Source organism: Kitasatospora sp. NBC_01560, assembly GCF_045208415.1.
Taxonomy (GTDB): Bacteria; Actinomycetota; Actinomycetes; order Streptomycetales; family Streptomycetaceae; genus Kitasatospora.
Window position 1 is genome coordinate 6,498,669 of record NZ_CP109364.1, and the last position, 15,379, is coordinate 6,514,047.

14 protein-coding genes are annotated in these 15,379 nt (G+C 75.2%); 4 read left to right on the forward strand and 10 right to left on the reverse strand.

What is annotated here, in order from left to right:
- Nucleotides 1-43: 43 nt before the first annotated feature.
- On the reverse strand, nt 44-262 hold the full coding sequence (locus tag OH807_RS28175) for a heavy-metal-associated domain-containing protein (RefSeq protein ID WP_406204067.1): 219 nt from the start codon (nt 260-262) through the stop codon (nt 44-46).
- 325 nt (nt 263-587) lie between these two features.
- A complete protein-coding gene (locus OH807_RS28180; RefSeq protein ID WP_406211247.1) occupies nt 588-1,577 on the reverse strand; it encodes a PrsW family intramembrane metalloprotease in 990 nt (329 codons plus the stop codon).
- A 136-nt stretch (nt 1,578-1,713) separates the two neighbouring features.
- On the opposite strand from OH807_RS28180, the gene OH807_RS28185 reads away from it, so the two are divergent.
- Entirely contained in the window at nt 1,714-2,892 is a 1,179-nt protein-coding gene (locus OH807_RS28185; RefSeq protein WP_406204070.1) for a PP2C family protein-serine/threonine phosphatase, read from the forward strand.
- 50 nt (nt 2,893-2,942) lie between these two features.
- Here the strand turns inward: OH807_RS28185 and dhaL are convergent, their stop codons facing one another.
- Entirely contained in the window at nt 2,943-3,569 is a 627-nt protein-coding gene (gene dhaL / locus OH807_RS28190) for a dihydroxyacetone kinase subunit DhaL (protein WP_406204073.1), read from the reverse strand.
- Between the two features lie 14 nt (nt 3,570-3,583).
- Nucleotides 3,584-4,579, reverse strand: a complete 996-nt coding sequence (gene dhaK, locus OH807_RS28195; RefSeq protein ID WP_406204076.1) for a dihydroxyacetone kinase subunit DhaK — start codon at nt 4,577-4,579, stop codon at nt 3,584-3,586.
- A gap of 194 nt (nt 4,580-4,773) precedes the next feature.
- Here dhaK and dhaM point away from each other — a divergent pair, with 194 nt between their 5' ends.
- Complete coding sequence (gene dhaM / locus OH807_RS28200) at nt 4,774-5,166, forward strand: dihydroxyacetone kinase phosphoryl donor subunit DhaM (RefSeq protein WP_406204079.1); 393 nt, start codon at nt 4,774-4,776, stop codon at nt 5,164-5,166.
- A gap of 55 nt (nt 5,167-5,221) precedes the next feature.
- On the opposite strand, the gene OH807_RS28205 is transcribed toward dhaM, so the two are convergent.
- On the reverse strand, nt 5,222-6,937 hold the full coding sequence (locus OH807_RS28205; RefSeq protein ID WP_406204082.1) for a bifunctional 3'-5' exonuclease/DNA polymerase: 1,716 nt from the start codon (nt 6,935-6,937) through the stop codon (nt 5,222-5,224).
- Between the two features lie 171 nt (nt 6,938-7,108).
- On the opposite strand from OH807_RS28205, the gene OH807_RS28210 reads away from it, so the two are divergent.
- Nucleotides 7,109-9,133, forward strand: a complete 2,025-nt coding sequence (locus OH807_RS28210) for a M3 family metallopeptidase (RefSeq protein ID WP_406204085.1) — start codon at nt 7,109-7,111, stop codon at nt 9,131-9,133.
- 90 nt (nt 9,134-9,223) lie between these two features.
- On the opposite strand, the gene OH807_RS28215 is transcribed toward OH807_RS28210, so the two are convergent.
- Nucleotides 9,224-10,735 (reverse strand): cellulase family glycosylhydrolase, encoded by a 1,512-nt coding sequence (locus OH807_RS28215; protein ID WP_406204088.1) that lies wholly within the window; start codon nt 10,733-10,735, stop codon nt 9,224-9,226.
- A 196-nt stretch (nt 10,736-10,931) separates the two neighbouring features.
- Nucleotides 10,932-11,573 carry a TetR family transcriptional regulator gene (locus OH807_RS28220; protein WP_406204091.1) on the reverse strand — a complete coding sequence of 214 codons (642 nt, stop codon included), beginning with the start codon at nt 11,571-11,573 and terminating at the stop codon, nt 10,932-10,934.
- A 129-nt stretch (nt 11,574-11,702) separates the two neighbouring features.
- On the opposite strand from OH807_RS28220, the gene OH807_RS28225 reads away from it, so the two are divergent.
- Nucleotides 11,703-12,926 carry an acyl-CoA dehydrogenase family protein gene (locus OH807_RS28225; protein WP_406204094.1) on the forward strand — a complete coding sequence of 408 codons (1,224 nt, stop codon included), beginning with the start codon at nt 11,703-11,705 and terminating at the stop codon, nt 12,924-12,926.
- A gap of 56 nt (nt 12,927-12,982) precedes the next feature.
- Here OH807_RS28225 and OH807_RS28230 read toward each other — a convergent pair whose 3' ends face one another.
- The 3 genes from OH807_RS28230 to OH807_RS28240 all read right to left on the reverse strand — a co-directional run bounded on the left by OH807_RS28230 (nt 12,983) and on the right by OH807_RS28240 (nt 15,244).
- Complete coding sequence (locus OH807_RS28230) at nt 12,983-13,618, reverse strand: phosphatase PAP2 family protein (RefSeq protein WP_406204096.1); 636 nt, start codon at nt 13,616-13,618, stop codon at nt 12,983-12,985.
- 107 nt (nt 13,619-13,725) lie between these two features.
- Nucleotides 13,726-14,535 carry an enoyl-CoA hydratase/isomerase family protein gene (locus OH807_RS28235; RefSeq protein WP_406204099.1) on the reverse strand — a complete coding sequence of 270 codons (810 nt, stop codon included), beginning with the start codon at nt 14,533-14,535 and terminating at the stop codon, nt 13,726-13,728.
- Nucleotides 14,536-14,569: 34 nt separating this feature from the next.
- Entirely contained in the window at nt 14,570-15,244 is a 675-nt protein-coding gene (locus tag OH807_RS28240; RefSeq protein WP_406204102.1) for a TetR/AcrR family transcriptional regulator, read from the reverse strand.
- Nucleotides 15,245-15,379: the final 135 nt, after the last annotated feature.

Below are 15,379 nucleotides of genomic sequence, written 5' to 3' on the forward strand. Positions count from 1 at the left end.
GGCGGGGGCGCGGTGGTGCCGGCCCCCGCCGTCCGGCCGGGGCTCAGACGGACCGGCCGACCAGCTCGTAGCCGGCCTCGTCCACGGCGGCGCGGATCTGGTCGTCGTCCAGCGGCGCGGCGGAGGAGACCGTCACCGTGCCGGTCTTGGCGTCGGCCGCCACCTCGGTGACGCCGGTCAGCGCGGAGAGCTCCTTGCTGACCGAGCTCTCGCAGTGGCCGCAGCTCATGCCGGTCACGGTGTAGGTGATGGTGCTGGACATCGGGGCCTCCGGGATGTCTGTACGGCCGCGGGCGCGTGCCCGGGCTGTTGTGGTGATAACACCATACCCCTGCGGGGTATTTCGCAAGGGGAGGGGTGATGTGGCGTGGATCGCACCCCGGCGCGGGGCGTCGCGGGCGCGGTCCGAGAGCAGAGCGTATGCGCCTGAACACGCTGCGCCCGAATCCGCGCCGGGTGGCGGGGCGGATTCGGGCGCGGTGCTGCACGGTGCCGCGGTGCGGCGCGGGACGGGGCGCTGCTGCGGTGCTGCGGGAGCCGCGGCGCGGGCGGGTGCGGGCGGGTGGGAGCAGGCGGGCGGGTGCGGATCAGGCGGGCGCCGACGGGTACTGGGCCGGGATCGGGGTGGCCCGTTCGCGGCGGACCAGCATCCGCAGCCAGAGCAGGCCGCCGAGCGCGACCACGACCAGCCCCAGGGTGTCGTACAGCGTGTAGAGGTGGACCTGCCGGCTCGTCGGGTCCGGCATGTATCCGAGGTCGAAGAGGGCACGCTGCCAGTCGGTGCTGGTGGTCCGGGCCACCAGCCAGACCGCGATGCCGCCCGTCGAGTCCCAGAGCGCGTGCAGCAGGGAGACCCCGAGGTAGGTGAGTGCGACCGGAAGGGTGAACCGGAAGTGGCCCCGGCGCCGCTCGCGGAACAGCACCCCGCCCAGGATGGCCGTCCACAGGATGTGGCCGACCGGCGCCAGGACCCCGCGCAGGATCTCCGTCTCGACCAGGTTCCGCAGGGACAGGCCCTGGATGCTGAGGACGGCGTTGAAGGCGTAGCCGGCGCTCTCGAAGGCGGCGAACCCGGCGCCGACGGTGGCGCCCAGGACCAGGCCGTGCCGCAGCCCGCCCACGCGCAGCCGGCGGCAGACCATGACCAGGGCGGCGAGCTTGACCGCCTCCTCGATCAGGCCGACCCCGACGTACATCCAGACGGAGGGGGAGAGCAGGTACGTCTCCAGGACGGAGGCGCCGAGCACGCCGATGATGCCGCCGATGCCGAAGCAGGCGAGGATCCGGTCCGCGCCGAGGTCGGCGGCGTAGCGCTCGTAGGCCCACACCACCATCGTCGCCGGGACGAGGAAGCTGCCGAGCAGCACGATGGTGGGGACGAGGTTGCTGTTGCCGGTCGCGAAGGTGACGGCGACGGTGGCGAGCCAGAGCAGTAGGCCGATCAGGAAGATCCTGGGCCACTGGGCGGGGCGGGCCGCCGTGCGCGCCGGCCGGTCGGAGATGCGGGGGGTGTTGCGGTATCCGGACACCGGTGAGGGCCTCCCTTGCGTAGCCGCTTTGGTCGCACTGTATGACAAATAGGGCATACAGGTACCGAATGTCCCAGTGGACGGGTCGAGGGCGGACGGGCCGTGGGCCGGGCACGGGCGGTCGGCGGGGGCGGGAGCGGCCGGTGCGGGGGTGGGGTGGTTGATCGTCCGTTATGTTCGATATGTGTTCCCGATCCGCCGAGCCCAGTCGCCCGCGGTCCCGACGGCCGACGCGCTGCCGCCCGGCCGGCGCCGCGGCGCACTGCTGGCCGCAGACCTCCAGGACGTGCCGTTCTGGCGGCGGGCCACCCCGGCCGCCGTCGCGATCCTCCTGGTCGGGCTGGCCGATCTGCTCTCCGGCAAGGACCGCTACCTCGCGCCGCTGATGACGGTCGTCCCCACCATCGCCGCGCTCACCCTGCGGCCGCTCGAACTGCTGGTGGTCTGCTTCTTCGGGCTCGTCGCGGTGTTCGGCCTCAGCCACTACGACGAGGTCGACAACGTCAACGACGAACGCTTCCTCTACGGCGCGATGGTCAGCTACCTGCTGCTCACGGTCTTCTCCGCCTGGGTCGCCCACATCAGGATGCGGCGCGCCGCGGCCTTCGCGGCGGTCAGCTCCGTCGCGGAGGCCGCCCAGCGGGCCCTGCTCCGGCTGCCGGGCCCGGTCGTCGGCCCCCTGCACCTCGCGGTGCGCTACGTCTCCGCCGCCGACGCCTCACGGATCGGCGGGGACCTCTACTCCGTGCTGGAGACCCCGCACGGCACCCGGGTGGCCGTCGGCGACGTCCGCGGCAAGGGGCTGGGCGCGGTGCAGACCGCCGCCGTCGTGCTCGGCGCCTTCCGCGAGGCGGCCTACGACGAGGCCGGACTGCGCGGGGTGGCCGCCCGGATCGAGGCCAGCGTCGAGCGGCACGCGCCGGACGGCGAGTTCACCACGGCGCTCTTCGCGGAGTTCCGCACACCCGGGGTGATGGAGCTGTTGCAGTACGGGCACGTGCCGCCGATCCGGGTGGACCCGGACGGCCGGGCGCACGTCCTCGACGCGCCCGACCCGTGGGTGCCGCTCGGGCTGGGCCGGCTGGCCGTCGGCGAGCCCACCAGCTGGGGGCAGCCGTTCGGCGACGAGGACGTGCTGGTGCTCTGCACGGACGGCGTGATCGAGGCCAAGCACCGCCGCAACGGCGAGTTCTACCCGCTGGCGGAGCGGGTCGGCCCGCTGGTGCAGGGCGCGGCCCGCTCCGCGGCGGAGCTGGAGGCGGCGGTCGGCCGGGTGTACGCGGACCTCTTGGAGCACACCGGCGGGGAGCTGCGGGACGACGCCCTGCTGCTCCTGATCACCCGGACCGACCGGCCGCCGTAGTACGCCGTGGCGGGCCGGCCCGGCCGGTGCGGTGCCCTGCCGGGCCCGCCTCAGTGCGCGGTGACCTCGGCGAGGGCGCGGAACAGCAGGGCGGTGGAGGTCGCGCCCGGGTCCTGGTGGCCGACGCTGCGCGGGCCCAGGTACGAGGCGCGGCCCTTGCGGGCCTGGAGCGGGACGGTGTCCAACGCCCCCTGCCCGGCCGCGTCCGCCGCCGCCGCGGCCGCCCGTGGCAGGTCGGCGCCGTCCGCCACCGCGGCGCGGTAGGCCGCCAGCGCCGGGGTCCAGGCGTCCACGATGGTCTTGTCGCCCGGCTCCGCCCTGCCGAGGTCCCGGACGGCCTGCAGGCCCGCGGCCAGGGCCTCGCCGAGCGCGGCCGGGCCGGCCGGCCCGGGCAGGGCAGAGCCCAGTGCCCGGAACGCCTTCCCGTACAGCGGGCCGGAGGCGCCGCCGACCTTGGAGATCAGCGTGCTGCCGGTCCTGCTGAGCACCTCCCCGGGGCCGGCCGGGTCGAGGCCGTCCAGTGCGGTCAGCACGGCGGTGAAGCCGCGCTGCAGATTGCTGCCGTGGTCGCCGTCGCCGATCGCGGAGTCCAGTTCGGTGAGCCGCTGCTGCTCCTGCTCCACGGCGGCGGCCGTCGCGCGGACCCAGGCCTCGGCGAGCGTGGTGTCGAATTCCATGCCGGTCCCTCCTCTCAGCCCCGCCGCAGGGCGGGGGTGTCCACCGGGGCGTCCCAGAGCCCCAGCAGCCGGGCGTCGGCCTTGGCCAGCGTGAGCGAGAAGCCCGCCATGTCCAGGCTCGTCACGTAGTTGCCGACCAGGCTGCGGGCCACGGTGATGCCGCGCTCGGCCAGCCGGGCGGTCACCTCGCCGAAGACGATGTAGAGCTCCAGCAGCGGGGTGCCGCCCAGGCCGTTCACCAGGGCGATCACCTCGTCGCCGGCGGCCAGGTGGTGGTCGGCCAGGATCGTCTCCACCACCTCGGCGACCAGCTCACGGGCCGGGCGGAGCTTCTCCCGGCGTCGTCCGGGCTCGCCGTGGATGCCGACGCCGACCTCGATCTCGTCCTCCGGCAGGTCGAAGCCCGGCTTGCCGGCGGCCGGGACGGTCGCGGCGGTCAGGGCGATCGCGAACGAGCGGGAGGCGGCGTTCACCTGCTCGCCGAGCGCGGCGACCTCGGCCAGCGGGGCGCCGCGTTCGGCCAGTGCGCCGGCGATCTTCTCCACCAGCACCGTCGCGCCGGTGCCGCGGCGGCCGGCCGTCCAGGTCGAGTCCTCGACCGCGACGTCGTCGTCGACCAGTACCGTCCGGACCTCGATGCCCTCCTCGGCGGCCAGCTCGGCGGCGAGTTCGAAGTTCATCACGTCACCGGTGTAGTTCTTCACCACGAAGACCACACCCGCGCCCGAGTCCACGGCCTTGGCGGCGGCCAGCAGTTGGTCCGGCACCGGGGAGGTGAAGATCTCGCCCGGGCAGGCGGCGTCCAGCATGCCCGGGCCGACGAAACCGCCGTGCAGCGGCTCGTGGCCCGAGCCGCCGCCGGAGACCAGCGCGACCTTGGCCGCCGGTGGCCGGGCGGCGCGGGTGATCACCCGGTTCACCACGTCCACCGTCAACTCCGGGTGGGCGGCGGCGACTCCGGCCAGGGCGTCCGACAGCACGCTCTCCGGAGTGTTGATCAGTTTCTTCACGGCGCTTCGCTCCCTCGGCAGACGATGCTGACCCGACGCTACGCCGGACGGGGGGCGGGGGCAGGGGTTGCGACACGGCCGGGCGGCCGCGGATCCTCCCGGGCCCCGCCGCTCCGGGCGGCCCGGGCTCGCGGGCGGCGGGCCGGCGGCGGGCCACTCGTGCGGAGCGGCCGGGCGGTCGTAGGGTCGGGGGCATGAGCGACTACGTGGGCATCGTCCTGGTCTCGCACAGTGCGCAACTGGCCGCCGGGTTGCGCGAGCTGCTGGGGGAACTCGCTTCGGACGCGGTGCGGGTGGTGGTGGCGGCCGGGACGGAGGAGGGCGGGCTCGGCACCAGTTACGACCTGATCGCGCGGGCCGTCACGGAGGCGGACGGCGGGGCGGGTGTGGTGGTGCTGCCGGACCTCGGCAGTTCGGTGCTGACCGCCGTCACGGTGCTGGAGGACGAGCCGCGGCCCGGCGTGGTGCTGGTGGACGCGCCCTTCGTGGAGGGCGCCGTCTCGGCGGCGGTGACGGCGGCCACCGGTGCGTCGCTGGCCGAGGTGGTGGCGGCGGCCGAGGAGGCGCGCGGCTTCCGCAAGCTCTGAGCGGCGGCGGGCCGTCGGTCCGGTCCCCGTCGGTCCGGTCCCCGTCGGCCCGGCGTCACTTGGCGTCGGCGTAGCAGTCCACCACGGCGGTGCTGAGCGGGAACCGGACCGGGGTGTCCCCGAACACCAGCCGCCGGGCCTCGTCCGCCGACTCGGCGACGGCCGCGGCCACCGCGTCGGCCAGGTTGGCCGGGGTGTGCACCATCACCTCGTCGTGCTGGAAGAACACCAGGTGCGGCCGTTCGCCGGGGCCGGCCACCGGCAGCGCGGCGAGCCGGCGGCGCAGCGCCGCGAGCAGGGCCAGCGCCCAGTCGGCGGCGCTGGCCTGGATGACGAAGTTGCGGGTGAACCGGCCCCGGGCGCGGGCCGAGCGGCCGCCGGCCTCGCCCGCGGTGTCCGGGGACTCGGTGAGGTCCAGCCAGTCGGCGGAGGGCGGTGGGCAGACCCGGCCCAGCCGGGAGGCGACGAGCCCGCCGTCCTCGCCGGTGCGGGCGGCCGCCTCGACGTAGCCCATGGCGGCCGGGTAGCGGCGGCGCAGGGTGGCGAGCAGCGGGCCGATGTCTCCGCTGGTCTGGCCGTACATGGCGCCGAGCAGGCCGAGTTTGGCCTTGTCGCGGTCCCCCTGGAAGGCGGAGGCGGCGAGCGCCTCGTAGAGGTCGCCGCCGGCCGCGGTGCGGGCCAGGCCGGCGTCCTGGGAGAGGGCGGCGAGGACGCGCGGCTCCAGCTGGGCGGCGTCGGCGACCACCAGCAGCCAGCCCGGGTCGGCGACCACGGCGCGGCGCAGGATGCGCGGGATCTGCAGGGCGCCGCCGCCGCGGCTGGCCCAGCGGCCGGAGACGACGCCGCCGACCACGTACTCGGGCCGGAACCGGCCGCCGCGGGCCCAGGCGTCCTGCCAGGCCCAGCCGTGCGCGGTGTGGATCCGGGACAGCTCCTTGTAGCGGACGAGCAGGTGCGCGGCGGGGTGGTCCACCGCCTTGAGCTCCCAGGAGCGGGTGGAGGCGAGCTGGATGCCGCGGTCGGCGAAGGCGCGCAGCACCTGGGTGTGCGAGTCGGGGTTGAACGGCTTGCCGCCGAGCGACTGCTGGAGCTCGACGGCGAGCTCGGCGAGCAGCCGGGGCCGGCTGCCGGGAACGGTGGGGCGGGGGCCGAGCAGCTCGGTGAGCAGCCGGTCGTGGACGTCCGCGCGCCAGGGCAGGCCGTCGTGCGCCATCTCGGCGGCGACCAGCGCGCCGGCGGACTCGGCGGCGACGAGCAGCCGGAACCGGGAGCGCGCGGCCGGATCGTCGATCGCCGCCAGCCGGCGCTGCTGCTCGGCGTGGACGGCGACCACGGCGGCCAGCGGGTCGGCGCCGGGCGGCAGTTGCAGGCGGTCGGGGGCGAACAGGCTGTCCTGGCCGTCGTCGGACTCGGCGGAGCCGGGCTCGGGGAGGTCGGCCGGGACGGGCAGGCCGCGCAGCCGGGCCCAGGCGGCGCCGAGCGAGCGCGGCGCACCGAACCTTCCCTCGTGGGAGAGCAGCAGGGCCTCGACCAGCCGCAGGTCGTGGCAGCGGGCGAGGCGGTCCGGGAGCCGGGGGAGCAGCGGCGCGTAGGCGCTCTCGGTGGCCGCCCAGACCCAGCGCACGGTGCCCGCCCGCTCGGCGGCGGCGACGGCGGGTGCGAGGTCCGGGGCGGTGGTGGGCGGGCCGAGCGGGGCGCCGGCCTCGTCGAGGGGCTGGAGCCGGCCGCCCGGGCCGTGCGGGTCGGGGACGAGGGCGATCCGGGGTGCCATGGGGGCTCCTCCTCTCGGGCGGACGGGCAGGGACCTCGACGGTATCCGGTGGGTCCGACAATGCTCCCCGGGCGCGCGGGCCGGGCGGTGCGCCCGGGGCCCGCGCGGTGCGCCGTCCGGCCGGGCCGGTGGCCGTAGGCAGCGCCGGTGACACCGCGTAGGGTTCGCGAAGTGACCGAGAATCCCTTCTTCACACCCAGCACCCTGGTCCACGAACTGCCGCCCTTCACCGAGATCCGGGAAGAGCACTACCGGCCCGCCTTCGAGCGCGGGATGGCCGAGCAGCTCGCGGAGATCGCCGCCATCGCGGCCGACCCGGAGCCGCCGACCTTCGAGAACACGCTGATCGCGCTGGAGCGCTCCGGCGGCCTGCTGCGGCGGGTCCGGGCGGTCTTCGACAACCAGTGCGCCGCCGACACCACGCCGCTGGTGGACGAGGTGGACGCCGAGACGAGCCCGCGGCTGGCGGCGCACCGGGACGCGATCCACCTCGACGCGGCGCTCTTCGCCCGGATCGAGGACCTGCACGGACGGCGCGCCGAACTGGAGCTGGACGCCGAGTCGCTGCGTCTCCTGGAGCGGTGGCACACCGCCTTCGTCCGGGCCGGTGCCCGGCTGGGCGCCGCCGAGCAGCAGCGGCTGCGCGGGATCAACGCCGAACTGGCCACCGCCTCGGCGTCGTTCCGGCAGAACGTGGCCGCCGACTCGAAGGCCCGGGCGCTGGTGCTCGACTCCGCCGAGCAGCTCGCCGGGCTCTCGCCGGACGAGATCGCCGCCGCCGCCGAGAACGGCCGGGCGCTCGGGCGCGAGGGCACGTACGTGCTCAGCCTCAAGAACTTCTCCAACCAGACCGAGCTGGCCTCCCTCACCGACCGCTCGGTGCGCGAGCGCCTGCTCGCCGCCTCGCTGGGGCGCGCGGCCGGCACCAACGGCCCGCTGGCGATCCGGATGGCCGCGCTGCGGGCCGAGCGGGCGCGCCTGCTCGGGTACGACACGCACGCCGCGTACGTGGTGGCGGACGAGACCGCCGGCACCGTCGGGGCGGTGGACGCCCTGCTGTCCCGGCTGGTGCCGCCGGCGGTGGCCAACGCCCGGCGGGAGGCGGCGGAGCTGGCGAGGCTGGCGGCCGCCGACGGCGTCGAGGAGATCGCCGCGCACGACTGGGCGTACTACTCGGAGCAGGTCCGGCAGGCCTCCTACCAGGTCGACGCGGCCGCGCTGCGCCCGTACTTCGAGCTGGAGCGGGTGCTGCGGGACGGCGTCTTCTTCGCCGCGGGCCTGGCGTACGGGGTGACGTTCACCGAGCGGCCGGACCTCGTGGCGTACCACCCCGACGTGCGGGTCTTCGAGGTGTTCGAGGAGGACGGCGGCTCGCTCGGGCTCTTCCTCGGGGACTTCCACGCCCGGGCGTCCAAGCGCGGCGGGGCCTGGATGGACGAACTGGTCACCCAGTCGCGGCTGCTGGGCCACCGGCCGGTGGTGATGAACAACCTGAACATCGCCAAGCCGGCGGCCGGCGAGCCGGTGCTGCTCTCCTGGGACGAGGTGCGCGTCCTGTTCCACGAGTTCGGGCACGCGCTGCACGGGCTCTTCTCGGACGTCCGCTACGCGTACTTCGCGGGCCCGGCCGTGCCGCGGGACTTCGTCGAGTTCCCGTCGCAGGTCAACGAGATGTGGATGGTCCGGCCGGAGGTGCTGGCCAACTACGCCAAGCACCACGTGACGGGGGAGCCGCTGCCGGCCGAGCAGGTCGCGCGGATGGCCGCGGCGGAGGGCTTCGGGCAGGGCTTCCGCACCGTCGAGTACCTGGCGGCGACACTGCTGGACTGGGCCTGGCACACCGTGCCGGCGGGCCAGGAGATCGAGGACGCCGAGGAGTTCGAGGCGGCGGCGCTGGCGAAGGCGGGGCTCTCGGTGGCGGCGATCCCGCCGCGCTACCGGACGGCGTACTTCTCGCACATCTTCTCCGGCGGGTACAGCGCGGGTTACTACGCGTACATCTGGTCGGAGGTGCTGGACGCCGAGACGGTGGAGTGGTTCGCGGGCAACGGCCGCGGCGTGCGGGAGAGCGGTGAGGTGTTCCGCCGCGAGCTGCTCTCGCGCGGGGACAGCCGGGACGCGCTGGACTCCTTCCGCGCGGTGGTCGGGCGCGATCCGCAGACCGGCCCGCTGCTGGCGCGCCGCGGTCTGGCCTGACGCCCGGCCCTGGGCGGCCCGCTCGTACGGCGGGCCGCCCAGGGCGCGGTGCGGGCCTCGGGGGGTGTGTCGGCGGGGTGCGTCAGCGGGTCAGCGCGGCGTGAGGGTGACGGTGACCGGGGTGCCCGGACGGGTGTGCGGGAGGCGGATCCGGGCGGTGCCGGCCCGCTCGCCGGCCGGCTGGTCGAGCTCGACGCGGGCGCCGGCCGGGGTGACGGCGACCCGGACCCCGGTGGGGAACGCGGCGGCGGGCAGGGCGATCACGGTGGTCCGGCCGGTGCCGTCGGAGGTCCACCGGACGGTGGGGCCGGCGGCGTCCGCGGTGGTGTGCGGGTCCGTCCCGGCGACCGCCGTCGGGTACGGGCCGAAGGCCGGTTCGTCCCCGGGCGCGGGGTGGCCGGCCGGGTCGAGCGCGCAGTAACCGCCGGTGCCGCGGCACCAGTACCACATCGTCCAGCCGGCGGCGAAGCCCTCCATCGCCGCGACCTGCCGGCGGACCAGCTGGGCGTTGCCCGGCGTCCGGGCGCTCGGCGGGCCCCACTCGCCGACCAGCACCGGCAGCCGGTGCGCGGCCGGGTAGGCGGTGACCGCCGCCGTGTAGGCCTCCACGAAGCCGCCGGCCGGATCCCAGTCGGCGCCGGACTCGACGGCGGTGTCGTAGAAGTGCGGGGCGTAGCCGAGCCGGGGGCCGCCGGGGCGGGGGTCGGTGAAGCCGGGCAGCCGGGTGGGCACGCCCTGGCCGACCAGCACGGTCGGCTCGACGAACAGCCAGGACCGGGTGTCCGCCCGGCGGACGGCGGTGATCAGCCGGCGGTACATGTCGGCGAGCCGGCCCTGTTCGAGGGCGGCGGAGGCGGCGGCGAGCACGGCCGGGTCGGTCGGGTCGCCGTCCACCGGGCCGAACGGCTCGTTGAACAGGTCGTAGCCCAGCAGTGAGCGGTGGCCGCGCAGTTCGCGGGCCAGCCGGGTGTAGAAGTCGGCCTGCCAGGCGCGCAGGTCGGGGTCGTCGTAGAGGTGCCGGAAGGCGGCCTGGACGGCCGGCTGGAAGTAGCCGGCGAACCAGTCGGCCGGGTCGCTCTCGAAGGGCAGGCCGTCGTCGCGGGTGGCCCAGAGCGGGATGCCCCGGTCGCCGCCGCCGAACTTCGGCCCGTAGACGTCCTGGTGGAAGTCGACCAGGGCCAGTACGCCGTACCGGTCGGCCCAGCCGAGCACGCGTTGCAGCCGGGCCAGCTCGGCGCGGTCGAGCCGGCCGCGTTCGGGCTCCAGCCGCGTCCAGGAGACGGCCACCCGGATCAGCGTGAAGCCCTGGGCGGCCAGGGCCCTGACGTCCTGCTCGGTGACCTCGGCGTACTTGTCGAGGTTGAAGCCGCGCAGCCGCAGGGTGCGGCCGGCCGCGTCGGTGAGGTCGGTCCGGCCGTCGGCGGCGGTGGTCGTCCCGGTGGGGAACGCGGCGCGGTCGCCCCCGGGCCGGTCGTCGGCGGGGGCCGTGGAGCCGGTGGGGGCGGCGCCGGCGGGAGTGGCTCCGAGTGGGGCCGTGACGACGCCGGCGACGGCGGTGGTGGCGGCGAGCAGGAGGGCAACGGCGGTGCGGCGCAGGCGCATCGGGACCTCACAGGGTCTCGCGGGCGGAGCCTCGCGGGCTGGGGGTGGGGCCCGATGATGCCCGGCTTGCCATGGACGGCACAAGAGGACCGACCGGCCGGGGTGCGGGCCGGTGCTGCCCCGCCGGGGCCGGCGCGGGGTGCGGACGCGGCTCCGGGGCTGGGGCCGGAGCCGGGGACGGGGCCGGGGCCGGGGCTCAGCCGGTGGAGCCGGTGCCCGGCGGGGCCTCGGCGGCCGGGGCGGGCAGGACGGCGGTCGGCAGGTCGGCGGCGGCCGCCAGCCGGCCCCAGAGCAGGTCGGCGAGGGCCTGGACCATCCGGGTGCGCGAGCAGGGTCTGGACTCCAGCCACCAGTCCCCGGCGGCCAGCACCATGCCGGTGATGCCCCGGCCCCAGGCCTCGGCGAGGAGTTCGCGATCGGCGCCGAGGTCCACCTGGCTGTCGACGGCGCGGGTGATCTCCTCCGCGATCTGCCGCAGCGCAGGGGCGAGCGCGTGGCCGATGCCGCTCGGGTCGCCCGGTTCGGGGTGGGTGAGCAGCCGGTAGACCTGCGGGCGGGCCTCGATCCCGGCCAGGTAGGTGTCCAGCACGTGTTCGACCCGGTCCCGGCGCTCCAGCGGTTCGTTGAGCGCGGCCCGGACGGCGGCCAGCAGACCGCCGGTGTGACGCTCGGTCAGGGCGCGGATCAGGCCGTTCCGGTCGCCGAAGTGGCGGTAGAGGATCGGCTTGGTGATCCCGGCCTCGGCGGCGATGGCGTTCATGCTGGCGCCCGGACCGTCCCGCTGGACGACCCGGTCGGCGGCGTTGAGCAGTTGCTCGCGGCGGGGCTCTGCGGACATGCGCTGCTCCTGGTCCTGGGCGTTGACATCGGTTACCAATCAGTAGCAGACTCCCTCGATGTTACCCGGGGTAACACCCGGCGTGGCCACGCTTTTCCGCGGTCGCCCCTTGCACCGGAGGTATGCCTCATGAGCACGTTCTCGTTGGACCCGGGCGAGGACCAGCTCGCCGTACGCGACTGGCTGCACGGCTTCGCCGCCGACGTCATGCGCCCCGCCGCCGCCGAGTGGGACGAGCGGGAGGAGACGCCCTGGCCGGTCATCCAGGAGGCCGCCAAACTCGGCATCTACTCCGTGGACTTCTACGCCCAGCAGTACTTCGACCCGTCCGGCGTCGGCATCCCGATCGCCATGGAGGAGCTGTTCTGGGGCGACGCCGGCATCGGCCTCTCCATCGTCGGCACCACGCTGGCCGCCGTCGCGGTGCTCGCCAACGGCACCGACGAGCAGATCGGCACCTGGGCGCCGCAGATGTTCGGCACCCCGGACGACGTCAAGGTGGCCGCGTTCTGCTCCTCCGAGCCCGACGCCGGCTCCGACGTCTCCGCGCTGCGCACCCGGGCCGTGTACGACGAGGCCGCCGGCGAGTGGGTCCTGAACGGCACCAAGACCTGGGCCACCAACGGCGGGATCGCCGCCGTCCACGTGGTGGTGGCCACCGTCGACCCGGCACTCGGCGCGCGCGGCCAGGCCTCCTTCGTGGTGCCGCCGGGCACCCCCGGCCTCTCCCCGGGCCAGAAGTTCAAGAAGCACGGCATCCGCGCCTCGCACACCGCGGAGGTGGTGCTGGACGGCGTCCGGGTGCCCGGCCACTGCCTGCTCGGCGGCAAGGAGAAGCTCGACGAGCGGCTGGCCCGGGCCCGCGAGGGCGTCAAGCGGGCGGGCGGCCGGGGCAACGCCGCGATGGCCACCTTCGAGGCCTCCCGGCCGGCCGTCGGCGCGCAGGCGATCGGGATCGCCCGGGCCGCGTACGAGGTGGCGCTCGACTACGCGAAGACCCGGGAGCAGTTCGGCCGCCCGATCATCGACAACCAGGGCGTGGCCTTCCAGCTGGCCGACATGAAGACCCGGATCGACGCGGCCCGGCTGCTGGTCTGGCGGGCGTCCTGGATGGCCGCCAACAACCGGCCGTTCACCGCCGCCGAGGGCTCGATGTCCAAGCTGTACGCGGGCGAGACCGCCAAGTGGGTCACCACGCAGGCGATGCAGATCCTCGGCGGGAACGGCTTCACCCGCGAGTACCCGGTGGAGCGGATGCACCGGGACAGCGCGATCTACACGATCTTCGAGGGCACCAGTGAGATCCAGCGGCTGGTGATCGCCCGGGCGGTCTCGGGGATGCCGATCCGCTGACCCGCCCCGGCCGCGCCGGGCCGTCCCCGGCGGCCGTCCCCAGGGCTCGACAGGACCTAGCGGGCGGCCCAGAAGGTGAGCCCGGCGGTGAGGGCGCCCACCACCGCGCCGACGATCGTCTGCGCGGTGGTGTGGTCCCGCAGCGCCACCCGGGACCAGCCGATCAGCGCGACCACCGGCGCGAGCAGCAGCCACCACGGGCCCAGCGCGATCGCCAGGCAGACGACGGCGCCGCTCGCCACCGCGGTGTGGACGGAGACCTTCCACCACACGGTGATCACCAGGATCGGCACCAGTGAGGCGAACATCGCCAGCACCATCGCGGTGAGGTCGGCCGGGGCGTCCAGCCCGAGCATCACCGCGAAGCAGATCAGGACCGACCCCATGATGAACGGGAGCACCGTCAGCCGCCGCTGCCGGTGGCCGACGTGCCGGTCCTCCAGGGTGCCCCTGCGCATTCCGCGCCGGATGAACAGGGTCGGGACGACGGCGGTGAACACCGCTGCGAACAGCGCCCAGCCGAGCCCCCGCCAGCCGTGGCGCAGGACGCCGAGCAGCGGCAGCATCGCGATGATCACGTTCTTCGGCTCGATGCCGTCGGTGACCCGGCGGGCCCAGACAGTGCTGCGTGTCGGCGGGGTCATCGGCGGGGTCATCGGTGTGGTGGTCGGTGCGGTCGTCGGCGTGGTCATCGTGCGCGGCGCTCCTGGTGGATCGGGTCGGTGGGCCGGCCGGGACCGTCGATCGGACGATCGTCATGGGCCGTGCGCGAGGGTCAGAACCGGGGCGGGCGCGAGGGTCAGAACCGGGGCGGGCGCCCCTCCAGGAACGCGCCGAGACCCTCGTGGACGTCCGGGGCCTCGCGCGAACGGCGCTCCCACGGCTGCAGCGCCTCGGCGGCCTGCTCCGGCGGGACGCCCAGCGCGGCCTTGACCGCGCCGATCGTCTGCGGCGAGCGCCGGGTCAGCAGCCGGGCGAACTCCAGGGCCCCGGCGTCCAGTTCGGCGCCGGGCAGGGCGCGTTCGGCGAGCCCGAGCCCGACCGCCTCCCGGCCGCTCACCAACTCGCCCGAGAACAGCAGGTACTTGGCGCGGGCCGGGCCCACCAGCCGGGCCAGCCGCAGGGTCGGGACGGCCGGGTAGACCACGCCGAGCTTGGCGGGGGTGATGCCCAGCCGGGCGTCCTCGGCCACGAACCGCAGGTCGCAGGCGACGGCCAGCTGGCACCCGCCACCGACGCAGGCCCCCTGGACCACCGCGACGGTGGGGTGCGGGAACGCGGCCAGCGCCTCCTCGGCGGCCACGTTCACCGCGTGGTAGTCGTCGGCCCGGTCCGGCTCGGCGTAGACCGCGGCCAGCTCCTCGATGTCCGCGCCCGCGCTGAAGGTGCCGCCCTCGCCGGTCACCAGCAGGGCGCGCACGCCGGGCTGCTCGGCCAGTCGGAGCAGCACCTTGGGCAGGGCGTGCCAGATCGCCAGGGTGACGGCGTTGCGCCGGTGCGGGCGGGCGAAGGCCAGCACCGCGACGCCGTCCTCGCCGGTCCAGGCGTTCAGCCCGTCGACGTGGGTGGGCAGCGGGGAGCGGTCCCGCGTGAGCAGCGGCTGGTCCATGCGCACCTCCGGAGTTCGTGGTGCGGACACTCTCTCAGGCGGGGCCGGCGCCGTAGTCGCCGAGGCCGTGCTCGACCAGGCCGAAGACGCGGCGGGCGTTCTCGACGGCCTCCGGCAGCACCTCCGCGGCCGGCTCGCCCGCCAGCACCCGGCGCTGGTTCTCGGTGGTCAGCGTCGTCCGGACGCCGAGCAGCAGCGCGGCGGCCGCCCGGGCGCGGATCCGGTCGCCGTCCGGGTCCTGGGCGAGCAGTTCGTCGGCCAGCAGCCGGCTCGCGGTGTGGTTGAACGAGGTGGTGGCGCGCAGCGCCAGACTGGGCGTCCGGTGGATCAGCCGGACCACGTCGAGGGTGAACCGGTCGTCGTTGAGGCCGGTGGCCGGGTCGAAGGCGGCCAGCGCCGCCAGGTAGTGGGCCCGCAGCGCGGCCACCACCGAGGTGCCGGGGTCGCGCTCGCGGACCACCTGGGCGGGCTCGCCGGCGTGCTGCTCCATCGGCGACATGACCAGGTCTTCCTTGGACGGGAAGTAGTTGAAGACGGTCATCTTCGAGACGTCGGCGGCGGCGGCGATCTCGGCGACCGAGACCTCGTCGAAGCTCCGCTCGGCGAACAGGGTGATCGCACTGCGCCAGATCCGGATGGCGGTCTGACGCTTCTTGCGCTCGCGCAGGCCCAGCCCGTCGTCGGCGGCGGCCCCGTTGCTCTTCACCATGGGCTGACTGTACCAGGATCAAACATTGACCCGGTAGAAGCATGTACTGGGTCGGAAGATTGGTCAGGGCAAAGAATTGACCGAGTCAAAAAACCCTGTCATGGTGAAGCCGTGCCACCGAGCAGCGCCCCACCC